16 protein-coding genes and 1 pseudogene are annotated in these 18,147 nt (G+C 68.9%); 4 read left to right on the forward strand and 13 right to left on the reverse strand.

Features of this window, described 5'->3' with window-relative positions:
• Positions 1-369: 369 nt before the first annotated feature.
• Positions 370-1,626 (reverse strand): IS701 family transposase, encoded by a 1,257-nt coding sequence (locus tag AC5R91_RS08205; protein WP_495394001.1) that lies wholly within the window; start codon positions 1,624-1,626, stop codon positions 370-372.
• 77 nt (positions 1,627-1,703) lie between these two features.
• Between AC5R91_RS08205 and AC5R91_RS08210 the strand changes: the two genes are divergently transcribed.
• From AC5R91_RS08210 to AC5R91_RS08225, 4 genes and pseudogenes are all read left to right on the forward strand, one after another.
• Positions 1,704-1,952 carry a helix-turn-helix domain-containing protein gene (locus AC5R91_RS08210; RefSeq protein ID WP_495397915.1) on the forward strand — a complete coding sequence of 83 codons (249 nt, stop codon included), beginning with the start codon at positions 1,704-1,706 and terminating at the stop codon, positions 1,950-1,952.
• The gene (locus tag AC5R91_RS08215) at positions 1,952-2,659 is read left to right on the forward strand and encodes a cation efflux transmembrane domain-containing protein (protein WP_495396556.1); all 708 of its coding nucleotides are present in this window, start codon (positions 1,952-1,954) and stop codon (positions 2,657-2,659) included. Before AC5R91_RS08210 ends, AC5R91_RS08215 begins: the two co-directional genes overlap by 1 nt.
• Positions 2,660-3,731: 1,072 nt before the next feature.
• Positions 3,732-3,959: pseudogene (locus AC5R91_RS08220) on the forward strand (hypothetical protein); the annotation flags it as partial.
• 250 nt (positions 3,960-4,209) lie between these two features.
• The gene (locus AC5R91_RS08225; RefSeq protein ID WP_495396557.1) at positions 4,210-5,811 is read left to right on the forward strand and encodes a GMC family oxidoreductase; all 1,602 of its coding nucleotides are present in this window, start codon (positions 4,210-4,212) and stop codon (positions 5,809-5,811) included.
• Between the two features lie 103 nt (positions 5,812-5,914).
• Here the strand turns inward: AC5R91_RS08225 and AC5R91_RS08230 are convergent, their stop codons facing one another.
• From AC5R91_RS08230 to AC5R91_RS08285, 12 genes are all read right to left on the reverse strand, one after another.
• Positions 5,915-7,480: an aldehyde dehydrogenase family protein gene (locus tag AC5R91_RS08230; RefSeq protein WP_495396558.1), complete on the reverse strand. Its 1,566-nt coding sequence runs from the start codon at positions 7,478-7,480 to the stop codon at positions 5,915-5,917.
• Between the two features lie 12 nt (positions 7,481-7,492).
• Positions 7,493-7,990, reverse strand: a complete 498-nt coding sequence (locus AC5R91_RS08235; RefSeq protein WP_495396559.1) for a MaoC family dehydratase — start codon at positions 7,988-7,990, stop codon at positions 7,493-7,495.
• Positions 7,991-7,994: 4 nt separating this feature from the next.
• A complete protein-coding gene (locus tag AC5R91_RS08240; RefSeq protein WP_495396560.1) occupies positions 7,995-9,254 on the reverse strand; it encodes an acetyl-CoA hydrolase/transferase family protein in 1,260 nt (419 codons plus the stop codon).
• Positions 9,255-9,321: 67 nt separating this feature from the next.
• Positions 9,322-9,741 carry a MaoC family dehydratase gene (locus AC5R91_RS08245; RefSeq protein ID WP_495396561.1) on the reverse strand — a complete coding sequence of 140 codons (420 nt, stop codon included), beginning with the start codon at positions 9,739-9,741 and terminating at the stop codon, positions 9,322-9,324.
• Positions 9,738-10,178 carry an FAS1-like dehydratase domain-containing protein gene (locus AC5R91_RS08250; RefSeq protein WP_495396562.1) on the reverse strand — a complete coding sequence of 147 codons (441 nt, stop codon included), beginning with the start codon at positions 10,176-10,178 and terminating at the stop codon, positions 9,738-9,740. The genes AC5R91_RS08245 and AC5R91_RS08250 overlap by 4 nt, the downstream gene beginning before the upstream one ends.
• A gap of 1 nt (position 10,179) precedes the next feature.
• Positions 10,180-10,608, reverse strand: a complete 429-nt coding sequence (locus AC5R91_RS08255; RefSeq protein ID WP_495396563.1) for a Zn-ribbon domain-containing OB-fold protein — start codon at positions 10,606-10,608, stop codon at positions 10,180-10,182.
• Positions 10,605-11,771 carry a thiolase domain-containing protein gene (locus tag AC5R91_RS08260; protein WP_495396564.1) on the reverse strand — a complete coding sequence of 389 codons (1,167 nt, stop codon included), beginning with the start codon at positions 11,769-11,771 and terminating at the stop codon, positions 10,605-10,607. Before AC5R91_RS08260 ends, AC5R91_RS08255 begins: the two co-directional genes overlap by 4 nt.
• Entirely contained in the window at positions 11,768-12,664 is an 897-nt protein-coding gene (locus AC5R91_RS08265) for an SDR family NAD(P)-dependent oxidoreductase (RefSeq protein ID WP_495396565.1), read from the reverse strand. Before AC5R91_RS08265 ends, AC5R91_RS08260 begins: the two co-directional genes overlap by 4 nt.
• Before the next feature lie 112 nt (positions 12,665-12,776).
• A complete protein-coding gene (locus tag AC5R91_RS08270) occupies positions 12,777-13,847 on the reverse strand; it encodes an ABC transporter permease (RefSeq protein ID WP_495396566.1) in 1,071 nt (356 codons plus the stop codon).
• Complete coding sequence (locus tag AC5R91_RS08275; protein WP_495396567.1) at positions 13,844-15,421, reverse strand: sugar ABC transporter ATP-binding protein; 1,578 nt, start codon at positions 15,419-15,421, stop codon at positions 13,844-13,846. The genes AC5R91_RS08270 and AC5R91_RS08275 overlap by 4 nt, the downstream gene beginning before the upstream one ends.
• Positions 15,418-16,428 (reverse strand): sugar ABC transporter substrate-binding protein, encoded by a 1,011-nt coding sequence (locus tag AC5R91_RS08280; protein WP_495396568.1) that lies wholly within the window; start codon positions 16,426-16,428, stop codon positions 15,418-15,420. The genes AC5R91_RS08275 and AC5R91_RS08280 overlap by 4 nt, the downstream gene beginning before the upstream one ends.
• Before the next feature lie 356 nt (positions 16,429-16,784).
• Entirely contained in the window at positions 16,785-18,020 is a 1,236-nt protein-coding gene (locus AC5R91_RS08285; RefSeq protein WP_495396569.1) for a cytochrome P450, read from the reverse strand.
• Between the last annotated feature and the right edge of the window lie 127 nt (positions 18,021-18,147).

An 18,147-nucleotide genomic window follows, 5' to 3' on the forward strand; every position in this document is an offset into this window, starting at 1 on the left:
AGAGGCCGGTTCAGCGACTTTGGCATCCTCGTGCCAGGTTGGCGGGCGGTTGATCGGACCGGACTCTGCACTGCCACGAGATGAACGCAACCAGCCCGCGCTGCCTTTAGTTCAGCTATGTCTGAGTTCAGGATTATCTGTACTGTGAAGCCGTGCCGACCGTAGCCCCCGACATCGGGATCCTTGCCCGGTTCGGCCGCGCCCTGGCCGACCCGATCCGCGCCCGGCTCCTACTAGGACTTTGTTAGGTGACTCCGAGGAGTTGTGGCGATTTGCCCTGTGACGGGTCGTAGGGGCGGTGGCAGGTGCGGCAGGCGCCGGTCCAGACGTTGAGCAGGGTCTGGAGGCTACGGAGGACTCCGTAGAGGGTCAGGCCGGCGCAGGGGCTTTTGGGGTGCGGCGTAGCTGGGTGCACAGGGCTTGGGCGACGGAGACGAGGGTGACGTGGCGGTGCCAGCCGAGGAAGGAACGTCCTTCGTGGTGGTCGAGGCCGAGGCCGTCCTTGAGTTCGCGGTAGTCGTGTTCGATCCGCCAGCGGATCTTCGCGAGGCGTACCAGTTGGCGCAGGGGGATGTCGGCGGGCAGGGTCGAGAGCCAGTAGTCGGTGGGTTCGGTCTTGCCGGGGGGCCATTCGGCCAGCAGCCAGCATTCGGGCAGGCTGCGGTCGTCGGCGCGGGTGACCGACCGGCCGGCGGGGCGGACCCGCAGGGCCAGGAACCGCGACCGCATCGCCGCGGTCGGGTTGTTCGCGCTGTGGTGGGTGCCGTGCCGCCAGGTCACGGTGCGCAGCGCGGCCCGGCCGGCGGCCAGGGCGAGGTCCTTCAGGGTGGACGGCGGGTCCGGGTAGGCCGGGACCGGGCGGCGTCCGGTCCCGGAGTACGGCGGGGTCACCGGTGCGGCCGAGGCCGGGTGCGCGGTGGCGGTGGGGGTCACCCCGAGCACGTAGACCAGGTGCCGGTCGGTCAGGGCTTGGCGGAACTGCGCGGCGTCGCCGTACCCGGCATCAGCGACGACCGGCCGGGCGGGCACGCCCCAGCCGGCCAACTCGTCGAGCATGTCCAACGCCAGGCGCCACTTCTCTCGGTGCCGGACGTCGGCGGGGATCCCGGCCCGGGTCCGGCGAGCGCGGACCGCCGCGGCCTCGGTCGGATCATCGCAGCATGTGTCGTCCCAGCTGGCCGGCAGGAACAGTCGCCAGTCCAGCGCCGCCGACGCCCAGTCGGTGACCGCGTGCACGGACACCCCGATCTGGCAGTTCCCGACCTTGCCCAACGTCCCGGAGTACATCCGGGCCACTCCGGGCGAGGCGGGCCCGTCCTTCGGGAAACCGGTGTCGTCGACGACCAGCGCCTGCGGGGCCACGAAGTCCACCGCCCAGCCCGCCAGCCGGGCACGGACCTCACCATGCTCCCAGGTCGAGTTCCGCAGGAACTGCTGCAACCCCTGATGATCCACCCCGAGGCGCTCGGCCATCGGGACCAGGCTCTTGCGCTTCCCGTCCAGCATCAGCCCACGCAGATACGCCTCGCCCTTGGCCCGCTGGTCCTTACGCGGCAGGTCCGCGAACATCCGGGCCGCGAACTCCTCCACGACCGGACGCACCTGCTCCATCTCCTCCGGCGTCACAGCAGGCAGCGAACCAGGCGAAGATCCCAACAGCCAAACCAGACGATCAAAGACCTAACAAAGTCCTACTACTCGCCCTGCGCGACGCTCCAGCCCACCCCGCCGACCTGGCCGAACAGCTGGGCATCTCCCGAAGCCGCCTGTCGAACCATCTGGCCTGCCTGCGTGGCTGCGGTCTGGTCGTCGCCGTCCCTGTCGGCCGCCGCACCCGCTACGAACTGGCCGACCCCCGCCTGGGTGAGGCCCTCGACGTCCTGCGCACCGCAGTCCTCGCGGTCGCGGCTGACCGCTCCTGCCCCGACACCGAGGACAAGGGCGGCTGCTGATGTCCCAGCTGACCTTCAGCCCCTCCCCTGCCCGCCGGACAGCTCTCACCCGCAGGATCCGGTTCCTCGTCGCCGCGACCATCACCTACAACGTCATCGAGGCCGTAGTCGCCCTCACCCTGGGCACAATCGCGTCCTCGACCGCACTGATCGGTTTCGGTCTGGACTCGGTCATCGAGGTCTCCTCCGCCACCGCGGTCGCCTGGCAGTTCTCCGCCACCGACCACACCTCGCGCCAGGCCCGGGAGAAGACCACCCTGCGGATCACCGCAGTGTCGTTCTTCGCACTCGCCGCCTATGTCACCGTCGACGCGGTCCGGATGCTCGCCGGAACCGGAAAGGCGGACGGATCCCCACCCGGGATCGTCCTCGCCGCGCTGTCCCTGGCCGTCATGCCATTCCTGTCCACCGCCCAACGCCGCGCCGGCCGGGAACTCGGCTCCGCCTCCGCCATCGCGGACTCCAAACAGACCCTGCTGTGCACCTACCTGTCCGCCGTGCTCCTGATCGGCCTGACCGCCAACGCCACCCTCGACTGGGCCTGGACCGACCCGATCACCGCCCTGGTGATCGCCGTCATCGCCGTCAAAGAAGGCCGTAACGCCTGGGCGGGAGACACCTGCTGCCCGGTCCTGCCGACCCCCGTCGACCTGGGTGGCACCGTCGACGCCTGCGGATGCGCGCCCGGCTGCGACTGCTGCACCTGACCAGAACTGCGACCGCAGAGTTTGGGGTGCTCCGAGGCCGGCGCGGCGGTGAACCGTTCTGACCGGCGTTGCGCGAGGTCGGCTCCGGCGCGCTGACCCTCGCCACCGCGCCGGTTGGGCCGCTGTCCCTGGGCATCGTCGTCCCGGGAGCGGCTAGTCCGAGCGCTGCGGACCGCGGTGACGGCGCGGCTGATCGCGAGTGGCCGCCTCCGTGTGGGAATGGGGCGCGAGCTGAATCACCGTCTGTCTTGTGGGTGCCTGCATAGCGGCGCTCGCGCTGGCCGTCGCCGCGACTCGCGCCGTTGCAGTGCGAGAGTAGTCGCATGGAATGCGGCCCCGGCCGCGTCGGTCCCAGCCCGCAGCTGGGCTGCGTGCCCGTGGCGCTGGACCTGGCGGCCGCATTGGGCGTGCTCGCATTCAAAGAGGCCGACGCTTCGCCGCCCGCCGGGAACTTCTCGACCTGCTGCACGCCGCCCAGCAGGTGCTGGCGGCCCGCGGCGAGCGACGCACCTCTGCGCGGCCTGCGGCACGCCTGCCGCCACACCGGCCCGTGACCGCGCCCCCAGTCGCCGCCGCGCGATGAGTAAGAAATGGAGGTTACATTGATCTCATTGTCGCGTGGGCGAGGCGACCGGGCCACCGAACACCGCGTCGGTCAGCGCGTCCTCAGAACGGTCTGACGCTGTCTCAGCAGCGGGATCCCGCTTGCCGGCCAGGATCGCGAGCATCATCCCAGTATGACCGCCCCGATCTTGGCCCCGCCGACACGGCCGGTGGCCAAGGCATCGACGGACGTCGGGATCCCTGGCAGATCGAGGGCGCACCCAGCGCAGCACCAACATCACCAAAGCGACACTGCCTATACCTGTAAATCAGGAAAGTGCAGGTAGAGCGCATGTGGGGCAATGGTTCGTGTCGGCTGGAGAAGCTGAACCCCCACACCACATACGCGCAGGTCAGAGATGATATTGATCTTGCCAGGTTGTGTCCGAGGGGGGACTCGAACCATTACCCCACCACCGGTCACCCTGTCCGGTGAACTCATTCTCGCAGGCCACGCGGGAATTGACCAGTGAACGGCGCGTCTACCACTCCACCCGCGAGCCAGGAGGCGCGGCCGTTCGCGCTTGGCGCGGTCACCACGCTGATCGCCAGCGTCGTCGCGCTGAGCTTTCTGTTCGGGCTCGGCAATGGGTGGGCGCTGGGCATCCGGCTTGGCGTTCCCGCCTACATCGCCCCACTGGTCGCCCCCGCTGTTGATCTTTCCGTTGTCGCTCTGCTCATCGCCACCCGCCAGTTACAGTAGGAGGACGTGGCACTGCCAAGCCGTGTGCATGGGCGGTGCTGACCGCAGCGTTGGACGCGGCTCGGGTCACGCGCCAGAGCGCGGGGACGCAAGGTAACGAACCATAAGCTCATCGCGAAGAACAGGCTCCGCACACGTGAGACCTTGACCGCGGTTTCAAACTTGACGTAGATTCTGGGCCACGTTAGGCAATCTGTAAGCCACAAATCCCGGGGCGCCGAGCGCCTCGTCGCCTGGAGTTGACATGACGGATGAGGTCTTCGATTACGTGGTGGTGGGCGGCGGCTCGTCCGGTTCCGTGATCGCCAGCCGGCTGGCCGAGGCCAATGCCAAGGTTCTCCTCCTCGAGGCGGGTGGCAGCGACAGACGTCTCGAGATCCTCGTCCCGGCCGGAGTCGCGGTGGCCTACAAGAAGGCCAACTGGAAGTACCCCGCCGAACCCGACCCCTCACGCCGCAACCGCCCCGAGGCCTGGATGGCGGGCAAGGTGATGGGCGGCGGGGGATCGATCAACTCCTGCGTCTACATTCGCGGCAACCGCGCCGACTACGACGGCTGGGCCCAGCTCGGGTGCAAGGGCTGGGATTACGATTCCGTCCTCCCCGCATTCAAGAAGATCGAGACCTGGGAGGGCGGCGAGAACACGTTCCGCGGGGGCAGCGGGCCCGTGTCCGTGTGCGTCCAGGAGAACCGGGGCGAGGCCAACCAGACCTACATCAAGGCGGCCAGGCAGGCCGGCTACACCGAGACCGCGGACTACAACGGCGAGCAGCAGGAGGGCGTCGCGCTCGCACAGGTCAACCATCGCCGGGGCACCCGCTCGCAGTCGTCGCGCGAGTACATCAAACGGGTCGCCTCGAAGAAGCTCCTCACCGTGCGGACCAACGCCTTCGCCCACAGGGTCCTGCTCGAAGGCACGGCAGCCGTCGGCGTGGAGTACCGCCACCGAGGAGAGTTGCGCCAGGCTCGGGCCCGCCAAGAGGTCATCCTGAGCGCCGGAACCCTGGCATCCCCCAAACTGCTCCTGCAGTCGGGCATCGGCCCTCGCGCGCATCTGGAGGACCACAACATTCCCGTGGTAATCGACCTGCCCGGCGTCGGGGAGAACCTGCACGAGCACGCCTACCTGATGCAGCGATACCGCACGACGATGCACACCATCAACAAGCCGAGGCTCAGCGATGGCACGAAGGCGGTCACGGACTTCGCGCTGCACGGCGGCGGCATCCTGGCCATGACGATCGTTCAGGTCCAGGTCATGGCAAGGTCCGACGCAAGCCTCGCCTCGCCGGACATCCAGCTACAGTTCACGCCCTTCGCGATCACCCGCAACGTGGACGACAGCGGAATGTTCGACGTCCAGCCGGCCAGGGAGCTGGGCTTCACCGCGTCCTCGACCTTCACACACACGCGCAACCGCGGGCGCATCAGCCTGCGTGGCTCGGACCCGACCCTCGGGCCCCGAATCGAGATGCAGCTCCTCGGCCATCCCGACGACCTGCGCGACACGGTGCGCGGCGCCAAGATGGTGCATGAGATCATGGCCCAGCCGGCCATGGCCGAGATCACCAAGGGGCAGTTCCAGCCGGAGGCCGACTGCGTGACCGAGGCCGACTGGATCAACTACGTCCGCGACTACGCGGTGCCGTCCTACCACCCCGTCGGAAGCTGCAAGATGGGCGTGGATGATGCCGCGGTCGTCGACCCGGCACTGCGTGTGCGTGGCATCGCCAACCTACGGGTCGTGGACGCGTCGATCATGCCGAACGTGACGACCGGAAACACCAACGCGCCCTCCATGATGATCGGCGAACGCGGCGCGGAACTGGTCCTGGACCGGTCCTGACCGCGTCGAAGTTCTCGCGTTCATGCCGCCTGTTCCGCTGCCGCCGCCGTTCCGGCGGAATCCACCGGTACTGTCAGGAGGATCGATGCGCTGATCGACGCGCTCAGTGCTTCGGCTCACGGCCGAGCCGCCGCCGCCAGTCCCGGGCGCCGGTCAGACGGAGCAGCCGCGACTGCAGCCGACTGCCCTTCGGCGTGTAGGGGTACCAGTGCAGCTCTGTCCTGAGCCTGATCCGCTCGGAAACGATGGACTGCTGCCGGCAGTACTTCAGTACTCCGTTCGCGCCCCCGGAACGGCTACCCAGGCCCGAGGTCTTCCAGCCGCTCATCGGGAGGGGGAGCTGAAAGGTGCTGGTCATAACATTGTTGATGTTGACGGCACCGGCCTCGATGCGCCGGGCCACCCGGTCCGCCCGCTTCCGGTCCCGGGTCCACACACTCGAGGAGAGGCCGTAGGGCGAATCGTTCGTCAGTCGGATCGCTTCTTCCTCATCCGCCACCTTCATGATGGGAAGCGTCGGACCGAAGGTCTCCTCCCGCATGCACGTCATCGAGTGGTCGACGTCGAGCAGAACGGTCGGCTCGAAGAAAAGGCCCTCTTCGCGCCGCTTGCCGCCGGTAAGAACCCTGGCGCCCTGGCGGACCGCCTCGTCGACATGACGTTCGACCGTCTGGAGTTGGTTGGCGTTGGCCATCGCGCCGATGTCGGAGCTGTAACTGCCGTCGGGATCCATGCCCTGGCGCAGGCTGCCGGCTATGTCGATGACCTTCGCGACGAACTCGTCGTAGATGGGCGCCTCGACGTAGCATCGTTCGACGGAGATACAGATCTGGCCGGAGTTCCACATCGATCCCCACACCGCCGCGCGGGCCGAGCGCTCCAGATCCGCGTCGGACAGCACGACCATCGCGTCCTTGCCGCCGAGCTCGAGACTGCACGGCACGAGGCGCTGCGCCGCCCGCGCCGCGATCTTCCGACCGGTCCGGGTGGAACCGGTGAACATGATCATGTCCACTTCCTCGACGACCGCGGCGCCGGTCTCCGGCCCGCCCGTCATGGTGGCCAGGACAGGTGGCGCGCCGATGTCCTCAAGCCACCCGCGAGTTGCCTCGGCCCAGGTCATCGGCGTGAACTCGGACGGCTTGAACATGACCGCCGCGCCGGCCATGAGGGCGGGCACTCCGTCGAGCATGGGACCGCCGAGCGGGCCGTTCCACGGGGTGAGCATGCCGACGAGCTGGTAGGGCCGCGCTAACACGCGCAGACGCTTGGTGAGGCCCGAGGCGCCCCACGACCTCACCTTCCGGTCCGCGAGGAACTCCTTCGTGTGCTTGCCGTAGTAGTTGATCAGATCCACGGCCATGCCGATCTCGAGGCCCGCATCGCCCCAGGACTTTCCGGTTTCCTCCTGCATGATCCCGACCAGACGCTTTTCATTGTCGAGGAGCCAGTCGAGAAAACGCAGCATGTGGCGTGACCTGCCGTCGGGGCCGAGATCTTCCCAGGCCGGCTGCGCGGCACGCAGCCGGGCCGCGGCCGCCGCGACCTGCGCCGGACCCATGTCGGGCACGCTGCCCACCAGACGGCCGTCCGCCGGGCAGCGGACCTCGCGCATTCTCGGCTCCACGACGTCGATGCCCGTCGCGCCGGGGTTGGTGTCAATGGTCATGACGAGTTCTCCCTACCTGGTGGGCACGGCCGCGGCAGCCTCCCCGGCTGCCCGGCCCAGCACGAGCGCGGCCCGTGCCGCCGCGCAGACCCGCGCACCGTGCTGATTGAAACCACGGTGCTCGAAGGTCACGACGCCCTGTCCTGGTCGAGACGCGGACTCCCGGGTGCCGATGACCTCGGTTTCCGCGTAGAGGGTGTCGCCGACGAAGACCGGAGCCGGAAAGCTGATGGAGGTGAAGCCCAGATTGGCCACCGTCGTGCCCTCGGTGAGATCTGCGACCGAGAGGCCGACGACGGTCGACATGGTGAACAGACTGTTTACCAGGCGCTGTCCGAACTCCGTCGTCGAGGCAAATGCCGCGTCGAGGTGCAGGCTCTGGGTATTGCCGGTCAGGGTCGTGAACAGGACGTTGTCGGCCTCGGTGACGGTCCTGCCCGGGCGGTGGCGGTAAACGTCGCCGACCACGAGCTCCTCGAACCAACGCCCCCGCCGCTGGTGCACGGTCATGGCGCTATTCCTTCCCGCCGTTGTCAGCCAGCGCGTCGCGGTGGTCAGGGTGTGCTATCGCGATGAGGGCCTCGGCACGCTCGACGGTGCTGAGGCCGTCGAGTCGGGCGACACCGTGCTCGGTGACAACGACGTCGACGCACATCCGTGGCAGGGTCACCGCCTCGACCCGAGCGACGATCTTCGAGTGGCGCGCGCCGGAGGTGGCCGAGGGCAGCGCGATGATCCGCAGCCCGCCGTTGGACCGGCCCGCCGCTTCGACGAAGTCGAGACTGCCGCCGACGCCGGACACCTGCTGGCTCCGGAGCATCTCGCTGTTGACGTTGCCGAGCAGGTCGACTTCGAGCGCCGAGTTGACGCTCACGAAGCGGTCCATGGCGCCGAGGCGCGCCGGGTCGTGTGCGTACGTCGACGGGCGCAGGACGACACTCGGATTGCGATCGGCGAACCGCATGAGACGCTCAGAACCCATGAGTTCGGGTGAGAGGATCGCCGGCTCGGGCCCGATCCCGGGCCCGCTCGCCGCGCCGCGCGGCGCCGCGCGTTCGAAGAGATCGACCATCTGGTCGGTGCCCATGCCGGCGAAACGCAGCGGTCCGAAGTCAGCCTCGGCCAGGACGCCGACGAGCGATTCCGGGATGGCACCGATACCGATCTGCAGCACCGGATCGGGCGGCAGCAGGTCCAGCACCACCTCGGCGATGCGCCGGCTGGTCTCGTCGGGCGGCTGCGACCGGTGGTACGCGGCCGGGGTGTCCGCCTCCACCAGAGCGTCGAAGACGGACTCGTCCACCTCGGTCTCGCCGCAGGTCCGCGGGAGATCCGGGTCGACCTCGCCGATACGCACCGCAGCCAGTTCCAGCGCGCTGAGACCGTAGCTCACCGACGGGCCCAACGACACCCGCCCCGATCCGTCCGGCGGGCTGACCCGGACCAGGGCGGCGCCGAGCGGACGGGCGGCGAGCATCGCGTGCAGCCGCGAGGAGCGCATCGGAACATAGCCGACGGTGCCCTCCGCCACTGGGCCGCGGGCGGCCACCGAGACGTGCCACGTCCGGTAGCGCAGCTCGCCGGAACGCACCGCGTCGAGGAACGGAAGGTCCCCGAGGAGCAGGCCGCTGCCGAGTGTCCATCCCCGTCCCATCGCGGCCGCGCCGAGCTCCGCGAGTAACGTCCGGGGCGCGCCACAGCCGGGCCCGGCGACAATCCATGAACCGTCCGGAATGAGCGACAGCGCATCCTGCGCTTTACGATAAATAGTCACTGATGCACCTCCACAGCGCCCGAGGCAAAGGTCGCGTCGAAGGCGGTCTGGTCGGTTCCGCACACAGTCATTCCCCCACCGGCTCGAGCATGCGGACGGTCGCCGTACCGGTCAGCACCACCACGCCGGACTGGTTCGTCGTCGTCAGCTGAAGATCGACGCATGATCCCGGCCGGGCCTCCCGCACCGCCGTCACGACAGCCACGGCCGTGAGTTCGTCACCGGGCCACACGGAGGCCAGAAACCGGGCACCGAAGGCGGTGAGGCGGTCGTCGCCCCACCACTCGGTGAGAAGCGAGCCCGTCACCGCCATCGTGAGCATGCCGTGGGCCATGACCGACGGGTAACCGAGTTCCACGGCGGCCGGCTCGTCCACGTGCAGCGGGCTGAGGTCGCCCGTCGCGCCGGCGAACTGCACGATCTGCGTGCGGGTCACTTCGGGACAGACCACCGCCCGGCGCTGGTCCCCGATCCGGGGGAGGATCATGGCATCCCCTCCGCGGGTGGCGTCTCCACCAGGATCATCCGGGACCGCACGCTCAGCGCACCGTTCGGGAACCGGTAATCGGTGATGACTTCACGGAACCGCAGGCGGCCGCCGTGGCGACTTTTCCTCTCCCACCGACGGCCGTCGGTTCGCTCGACCTCGAGAACGTCGCCCACGCGGATCGGCGCGTGGTATTCGAAGTGCTGCTCCGCGTGCAGGAGGGAACCGCCGTCCGGTGATGCCGCCAGCGGCCCGGTCGGCCGAAGGTTACGCAGGTGCTCCGGATCGTGCAGCGCGGACGCCGCGACGAAGGTCGGGGGCACCGGCGCAGGAGGGTCGAGCGCGGCGAGGCCGGCGAGGCCGGGTGGCGGGGCCCCGATGGCACGACCGAAGGCGAGCAGGTGACCCTGCTCGACGACGAAGCGGGACGGTGCCATGTCAGGCCCCAGGGATGGCGGCGGCCTCGGTGACCGGGCGGAAACGGGGAAGCGCCACGCCCGCGCCGGTGTCGTGGAAGACGACCTCGACGCACTGCCCGATGAACACCTCGGCCGGGTCGCACTCCACGACGTTCGTGAGCATCTTGGGACCCTCGTCGAGTTCGACGAGCGCGAGTACGTAGCTCCCCGCGTCCTTGTAGTCGAGGATCCCGCGGCTGGTCACCGTCGCGCTGTGCACCGTGCCGCGCCCGGATGCCGCCATCCACAGCAGGTCGGTGCTGTGACAGGCCGGGCAGAGAAACCGCGGGTACCACACGCACCGATCGCACTCGGCACAGCGCTGAATCAGCAGGCGTCCCGTCGCGGTCGCCTTCCAGAAGGTCTCGGTCTCCGGCGTGATGTCCGGAACCGGCGCGGGGAGCGTCACGCGTCCTCCCTCCCGAGGATGACCGTCGCGTTGCCCATGCGGGTCGTCAACCAGCCGCCGGTCCCGTGTGTGAGGGCGATCTCGCACCCGGGTACCTGCACCGCGGGATGCGCCTCGCCACGCACCTGGCGGACCGCCTCGATAATCTTGGTCATCCCGCCACGGTTGGCGGGATGGTTGTTGCACAGCGAGCCGCCGTCGGTGTTGAACGGCAGCACGCCGTGTGGCGCGTGCAGCGCGCCGTCCAGGACGAAGCGCCCGCCCTCGCCCTTCGCGCAGAAGCCGAGATCCTCGATGGCCAGCAGCGCGGTGATGGTGAAGGAGTCGTACAGACCGACGTAGTCGACGTCGGCGGGAGTGACGCGGGCCTCCTCGAAGGCGTCCCGTCCCGACCGCACGGCGCCGGTGACGGTGATGTCCTGCCAGCCGCCGTGGCTGTGCTCGATCGCCTCGCCGTGCCCGAGGACCTTCACGCACCGCCGGTCGAGGCCGCGGGCGATGTCCTCGTTGACCAGAACCAGCGCCCCGCCGCCGTCGGTGACGACGCAGCAGTCGAGTCGGTGCAGCGGGCTGCTGACCATGGGCGAGGAGACGACCTGCTCGACGGTGACGGGCTTACGGAGCAGGGCGTTTTCGTTGTGCTGGGCGTGCAGTGATGCCGCCACCTTGATCTCCGCGAGCTGCTCGCTGGTCGTGCCGTACCGATACACGTGCCGGGCCGCCGCCAGTGCGTACACCGCGCTCACGTTCAGGCCGAAGACCGGCTCGAATCCGGCTTCCGGGGGTGCGCCCATGAGCTGGCCGGGCGCTCGCAGTGACGTCGTACGGGGACGCCCCCCGAGCGTGATGAGGGCGACGCTGCACTTGCCGGCGGCGATGGCCGCCGCCGCGTGGCCGACGTGACTGAGGTAGACCGATCCGCCCATGTCGGAGCTGTCCATGTACCGGACGCGCAGGCCGAGATAGTCGGCCATGGCGAGCCCGCCCAGGCCCGGGGCGTCGGCGGCGCAGAAGTAGGCGTCGACGTCGACGAGGGTCAGTCCGGCGTCGGCGAGTGCACCCAGCGCGACCTCGGCGTGGATTCGCGGGATCGAATGGTCGGGGAGCTCGCGCCCGGGATGCTCGTAGGCCCCGGCGATGAAGGCCTTGCCTCGGATGCTCATACGAAGGGGTTCGCCGGGGCGGCGTCGGTGATCGGCCGGAAGGTGGCCTCGAGTTCCTTGCCGAGGGTTCCCAGGTTCCATGCCTTTCCTGGCGCTCGGACGGTGGCGATGGGCTTCGGGTCGCTGTACAGGTTGATCTCCAGCCCGCGGGCGTGAAGAACATGACCGTTGCACCATCCGGACTGTTCGGAGGCGAGCCAGGCCGCGAGGGGCGCAATGTTGTCCGGCGACAGCTCGTCCTGGCCAAGTCCGTCCACGCCCGACTTGCGCGCGGTGTCGGTCATCCGAGTCGCTGCGGCCGGTGAGATCGCGTTGGTGGTGACGCCATACCGCTTCAACGCGACGGCGCAGGAGTACGTGAGACCGACGATCCCCATCTTGGCCGCGGAGTAGTTCGGCTGCCCGGGGGCACCGTGCAGACCGGCGCGGGAGGTGTAGTTGATGACGCGGTGCTGGGCGTTTAGGTCCCCGAGCTGCCGCCAGTACGCCGACGCGGACTGAATGGTGTTGAAGTGGCCCTTGAGATGCACCCGGATGACCGCGTCCCATTCGGCCTCGGTCATGTTGAAGATCATCCGGTCTCGCAGAATGCCGGCGACGTTGACGAGGATGTCGAGCTTGCCGAAGGTGTCGACGGCGGACGCCACCATCTCCCGGACGGCTTCGTGATCGCTGACGTCGGCCCCGTTGGCCAGCGCCTTGCCTCCCAAGGCCTGAATCTCGCGCACGAGCTCCTCACCCGGGCTGCCGTCGGACTCCAGTCCGCTCAGCGACGCGCCGACGTCATTGACAACGACCGACGCGCCTTCCAGCGCGAAGAGCTTCGCGACCGATGCCCCGATGCCACGTCCCGCGCCGGTGACGATGGCCACGCGACCGTCCAGCGATCCCATGTGTTCTCCCTCAACGACCATTCGGGAACGGCTTGCCACCGCGTCGATGCAGCGGCAAGGCAAGCTTCCTCATTTTTCTACTCTGCATTTGATTAGATTTCAAGCGATACCGTTATTGGACCGACGCAGCCGCCTCGGGCGACTTCTCCGGCAGGGCCGGGTCGGGATCGGGTGGATCGGGCGGTGGTTCCTCGCTCGTCGTGGCGGTTCGCGTGGCGTCGCGACCACGGGTGACCACCCTGCCCTGCCGCCAGACGGCGAAGGCGACGGCGGTGATCACGGCGGTGCCGTTGAAGATGTCCGCGAGCCACTGGACACCGGTGACGAGCTGAAGTCCCTTGATCCCGGTGGCCAGGGCGTACATCGCGATCAGCGTCCCCCAGACGTTGAAGCGTCCCGGGGTGAGCTGCGTGGACCCGAGGAACACCGCGGCGAACGCGGGCAGCAGAAGCGCGCCGCCGAAGGTGAGCGACGGGCCGCTGAGTGAGGCGTACAGGACACCCGCGACGCCGCACAAGGTGCTGGAGGTGACCAGCATGAGGAACGTCCACAGCCGCGTGCGGACTCCCGACAGCCGCGCCGCCTCCACGTTGCCACCAACCGCGTGGACGTAGCGGCCCGCGGGCGTGTGGTTCAGCGCCCACCAGGCCAGCACGGCGATGACGAGAAGGTAGAGCACGATGAGCTGGAACCCGGCCACCTCACGCTGGGTGAGTTGCGTCCACGCACGGGAGGCCGGCGGGAGAGGCTGGCTCTGGCCCGACACGATCGACTGCACGGCCAGGATGATGGACGCGGAGCCGAGGGTGGCGATGAACGAGTTCACCTTCAGCCTCGTGACGATGAAGCCGTTGACGACGCCCACCGCCAGGCTGGCCGCCACCGTGACACCGATGGCGGGCCACATTCCCCACCCCTGCTCCGTCTGGAGCACCGTGACCAGGATCGCGGCCAGGTTCACGGTCGCCCCGACCGAGAGGTCGTAGGCCCCGGCGGCCATGGGCATCAGGACCGCGAGGGCGACGATCGCGCCGACGGCCTGCTGGGAGGCCACCGAATGCAGGGTGCCCGTGGTGAGAAAGAGGTCCGGGGTCCAGATACCGAAGACCACGATGAACAGCGCCCAGAGGTAGAGGCCGCTGAACCGGTCGAAACCGAGGCGGAGACCGCGCCGCGTGCTCATGCCGCGCTCGCCTGCGTCGCGGCCCCCGAACCGAGAGACTCGCGGGTGATCGTGGCGACCGAGATCTCGTCACCCACGAGCTCGGCGACCACCTGCCCGGCCCGCAGGACGAGCACCCGGTGGGACAGCGCCACGACCTCGTCGATGTCGGCGGAGCTCACGACCGCACCCGCGCCGGCCGCCACCGCGGCGAGCAGCTGCCGATGGATCTCCGCCTTCGCACCGATGTCGACGCCCTGGGTCGGCTCGTCGAGCAGCAGCGCCGTCGGCGAGCACCGTAGCCATTTCGCGACGAGCACCTTCTGCTGGTTGCCTCCGCTGAGCGAGAACAGCGGCCTCTCCGCCGCGTCGGCCGGGCGGACGTCCAGGCGCGCGAACCAGTCGCGCGCCTGAGACGACTCCGCCCGCCGGCGCAGCAGGGGGGCTCGCCAGAAATCACCGAGCCGAGGAAGCGTGAGATTCTCCCGCGCGGTCAGGCTCATCACTCCCCCGTGGAGTTTGCGGTCCGCCGGCAGGTACACCAGGCCGGCCGCGATGGAGTCCCGCGGGCCGGCGACGGGCCGGGCACCAGCGCCGACCCGCACCGTTCCCCGGGACCGGGCGACGGCTCCGAAGATCGCGGGTAGCAATGTGTCCCGACCCGACCCGGTCAGTCCGGCGATGCCGACCACCTCCCCCGCCCGGACCCGCAGGTCTATGTCGCGCAGCGGGCCGGCCGCGAGATCGGCCACGGCGAGCACGACGTCCTCGCCGACCGGAAGCGCCGTGGAGGCCGCCTGGGCCTCATCGAGCCCCCGACCGATGAGATGGTGAACGAGGGTCGTGTGATCGATGTCGCGCACCGAGGTGGTGACCACCTTCTGACCGTCCCGCAGGACGCTCACCCGGTCGGCGAGCTCGAAGACCTCGTCCAGATGGTGGGTGACATAAACGACACCGATACCGCGGGCGGAGATGGTCCGGACGATCTCCAGCAGATGCCGGACTTCCTCCACCGGCAGGGTGGCCGTGGGCTCGTCGAGGACGAGCAGGCCGGCCGCCCTCCCGTCGTCCTCCCGCAGGGCCCGCGCCACCGCGACACCGGTCTTCATCGCCGGCGACAACGCGGAGACGGGCTGGTGGGGATCGATGTCCAGGCCGACGATCTCCAGGGCCGCCGCGACGCGCCGCCGTAGCTCACGCCCGCGCACCGTCCCCCACCGCGTGGGGAAGCCTGTCGTGAGCGACAAATTGTCTGCGACGGAGAGGCTCTCCACCAGGCCGAGATCCTGATGGACGAAGCGACAGCCGAGGTCGTAGGAGGAATCCGGAGCGCCGAAGGGTAACGGAGATCCGCCGACGAAGACCTCTCCCCCCGGGTCGGGTGTGTGGTAGCCGGAGAGAATCTTGATGAAGGTCGACTTGCCGGAGCCGTTCTCGCCCAGCAACGCGTGCACCTCACCGGGCGCGATCGTGAGGTCGAGCGCCCGTAACGCCGGTGTCGCGACGAAGGTCTTCGTCAGTCCCCGGACCTCCAGGCGGTGTGTGGTCGCCTCGGCATCGCCGGCGGGCGGCCGAGGTAACCCGGCCGTCACGAGAGCTTCCACAGCTTGGTGAACTGCGCCTGATAGTCGGTCGGACGGTCGATGGAGTCCGCCGGCGTGCCGACGGTCGCCTTGGTCAGCAGCTGGAGCGGCAGCAGCACGTCGCTGTCCCGCACCGGTGTTCCCTCGGCGTGGCGCAGCGCGATGTCGACACCCTTCCACGCCATGATCTTGAAGGGGAGAAGGCTGAACGCGGCGGAGTCTCCGGTCAGCAGCTCCTGCTGGTTGAACTTCGCCGGGTTGATCCCGATGAGCTGGACCTTGTCCAGGCCGGCCGCCCGCACCGCGGCCTGCAGACCCTGGGTCCATTCGCCCTGAGGGGTCATCACGTAGGTGATGTCCGGCTTGCGCTGCAGCGCGGAGACGACCGCGGGAACCACGCCGTTGCTCGCGACCTGCGCCAGCGTCACGTCGACCGTGTCGGTGACGCAGTCGGTGCATCCCTTCCGCACGGTTGTCGTGAAGGCATCGACGGCGATCTTGAGTGCGCCGACGTCAGGGACGTTGACGGCCAGGGCCTTGCCCTTGCCGTTCGAGTCGGCGATGAAGTAGTTCGCGACGGCGGCGGCCTGCGCTCGGGCGTCGACCGGACCGTCGAGCCCGGCGGGTACCGCCGGCCCGGTCTTGACCTCCCCCACCGCCACCGGGATGAGCGGCACACCGGCCTTCTCGAAGGCGGGCACCTGGCCGGCCCAGACGGCCTCCGGGATGCCGGCGAAGACCACCCCGACCGGCTTCGGGTTCATCTGGAGGGCCTGCTGCATCCCGGCGATCAGCGTCGCGGGGTTGGCCAACGTGATCGGCAGGCTCTTGTACTGCAGGCCGGCGGCGTGGGCCGCATCCTTCATCCCGCTGCCGAGCACCTGGCACAGCCCGGTCTCGCAGGACAGGAACACGATGGTCTGGCCGCCGCGCGGCTTTTCCCGCAGCGGCTGGTCGATGCCGATGGACGTCGGCGCTCTGAGGAGCTTGTCGACCGCGGCCCGGGCCGCGGTCACCTGAGCGGACCCTGACCCTGATGCCCCTGACCCGGACGGCGGGGCTTGTGCCTCCTGGCCGCCGTCCGAGCTTCCACAGGCAGCCAGAGCGACGGCCGCCGCGAGTAACGCCGTCGGGATCAATGCGCGGCATCGGCGCCCTGCCGAGGCCCGCGGCAACCGGATCGTCGTGTGGGACACCGTGTCTCCTCCAGTCGGATGCCGGCCCGTCTCCACGCCGCCGACCCCTCGATAAATGTGTCCATCATCACAGAATATTTGTCAAAATCTACACTGATTTTGAATCTGGTCAAGAGCTTCGCGAGGTGCGGGTGCTGGTGGGGCCGCGACCGCGACGGCCCCACCAGCGGGTGGTGTCAGCGCGCGACAGTGACGGGCAGGCTGATCGGACCGCGGGCGAAACCAGGCCGGTACTTCGGCGTGAAGTCCGGGTCGATCTCGAAACGGCTCAGCGCGCAGATGGCCCTGATGCTCGCCTTGAGCTCACGCCGGGCGAGATGGTTACCGAGGCAGCGGTGGATGCCGGCGCCGAAGGCCACGTGGGAGGACGCGTTCTCGCGTGCGAAGTCGAGGGTGTCCGGCTCGGGGAACTGCTCCGGGTCCCGGTTGGCGGCAGCCCAGTTGAGCAGGACACGATCGCCCACCCTCATCGGGCACCCGCTCATCCGGGTGGCCTCGGCCACGGTGCGACCGGCGGTCGGCACCGGGGACTCGAAGCGCAGAAACTCCTCGACGACCCGGCCGAGCAACTGGTCGTCCGCGTCGCGGAGCTCCGCGCGCACCGCCTGGTGGGTGCCGAGGTAATAGCCGATGCTCCCCAGACCGCCCATGGTCGTCTCCATGCCCGCCATGATCATGAGGTTGATGGTCTCGATACGCTGCTTCTCGTCGAGGTGCAGCCCATCGTCGCCGGTCAGACCCATGTGGGCGATGGTGCCCGCGAGATCGTCCCGGCGGCCCTCACCGCGGCGCTGTTCGAGGAGCGCCGCACCCCAGCCCAGCAGTCTGGGCGCAACCTCCATGGCGCGTTCCGGACGGGTGAGCAGGATCTCGAGGACCTCGAGCACCCAGCCGATCTCCGACTCCTTCTGCTCGAGGAAGCCCTCGAAGAAGACCAGGGGCGGCAGGAGGTTGACGAAGCTCGCGACGAAGTCGACGGAGCCGCTCTCCGCGCAGCGGTCGAGGAGCCGGTCCACCAGCCCCTGGATGTCCTCCTCCTGGCTCTTGAGCGCCTCGGGCGCGAAGAACGGATTCAGCAGGCGGCGGATCCCACGGTGCAGCGGAGGATCGGTCTCCAGCGGGATCATCCGCAGCACGTCGAGGTCGAACTGGACGGGTGAGGCGCCCTGTGCGTTGCTGAAGGCCTTCCAACTGGTCGCGGCAGTCATCACGTCCGCATAGTCGTTGACCACCCAGAAGCCGGCGTTCCGCTCGCTCCAGGGCTGGTCGCTCCACGCCACCGGGCACGACTCGCGCAGCGCGTTCATCCTCGGCCAGAAGTCGTCCGCCAGGGTCGGATCAAGCGGGCTGAAGGAAATCGTCTCGTAGGAAGCATCGGTCGTCTCGCCCGCCGCAGCAGCAGCCTCGTCCATCATTTCTCCCGCCAGGTGTCGGTCCCCACTGCGCCGCCCTGGTCGATGAGCGTCGCGCAAGGCGCGTCCAGGCTCTATAATCTGCGTTAGATTCAAATTAGGTCAAGACCGGTGCCAGCACGGACGG

The sequence above is a fragment of the Frankia sp. BMG5.60 genome, assembly GCF_059428125.1.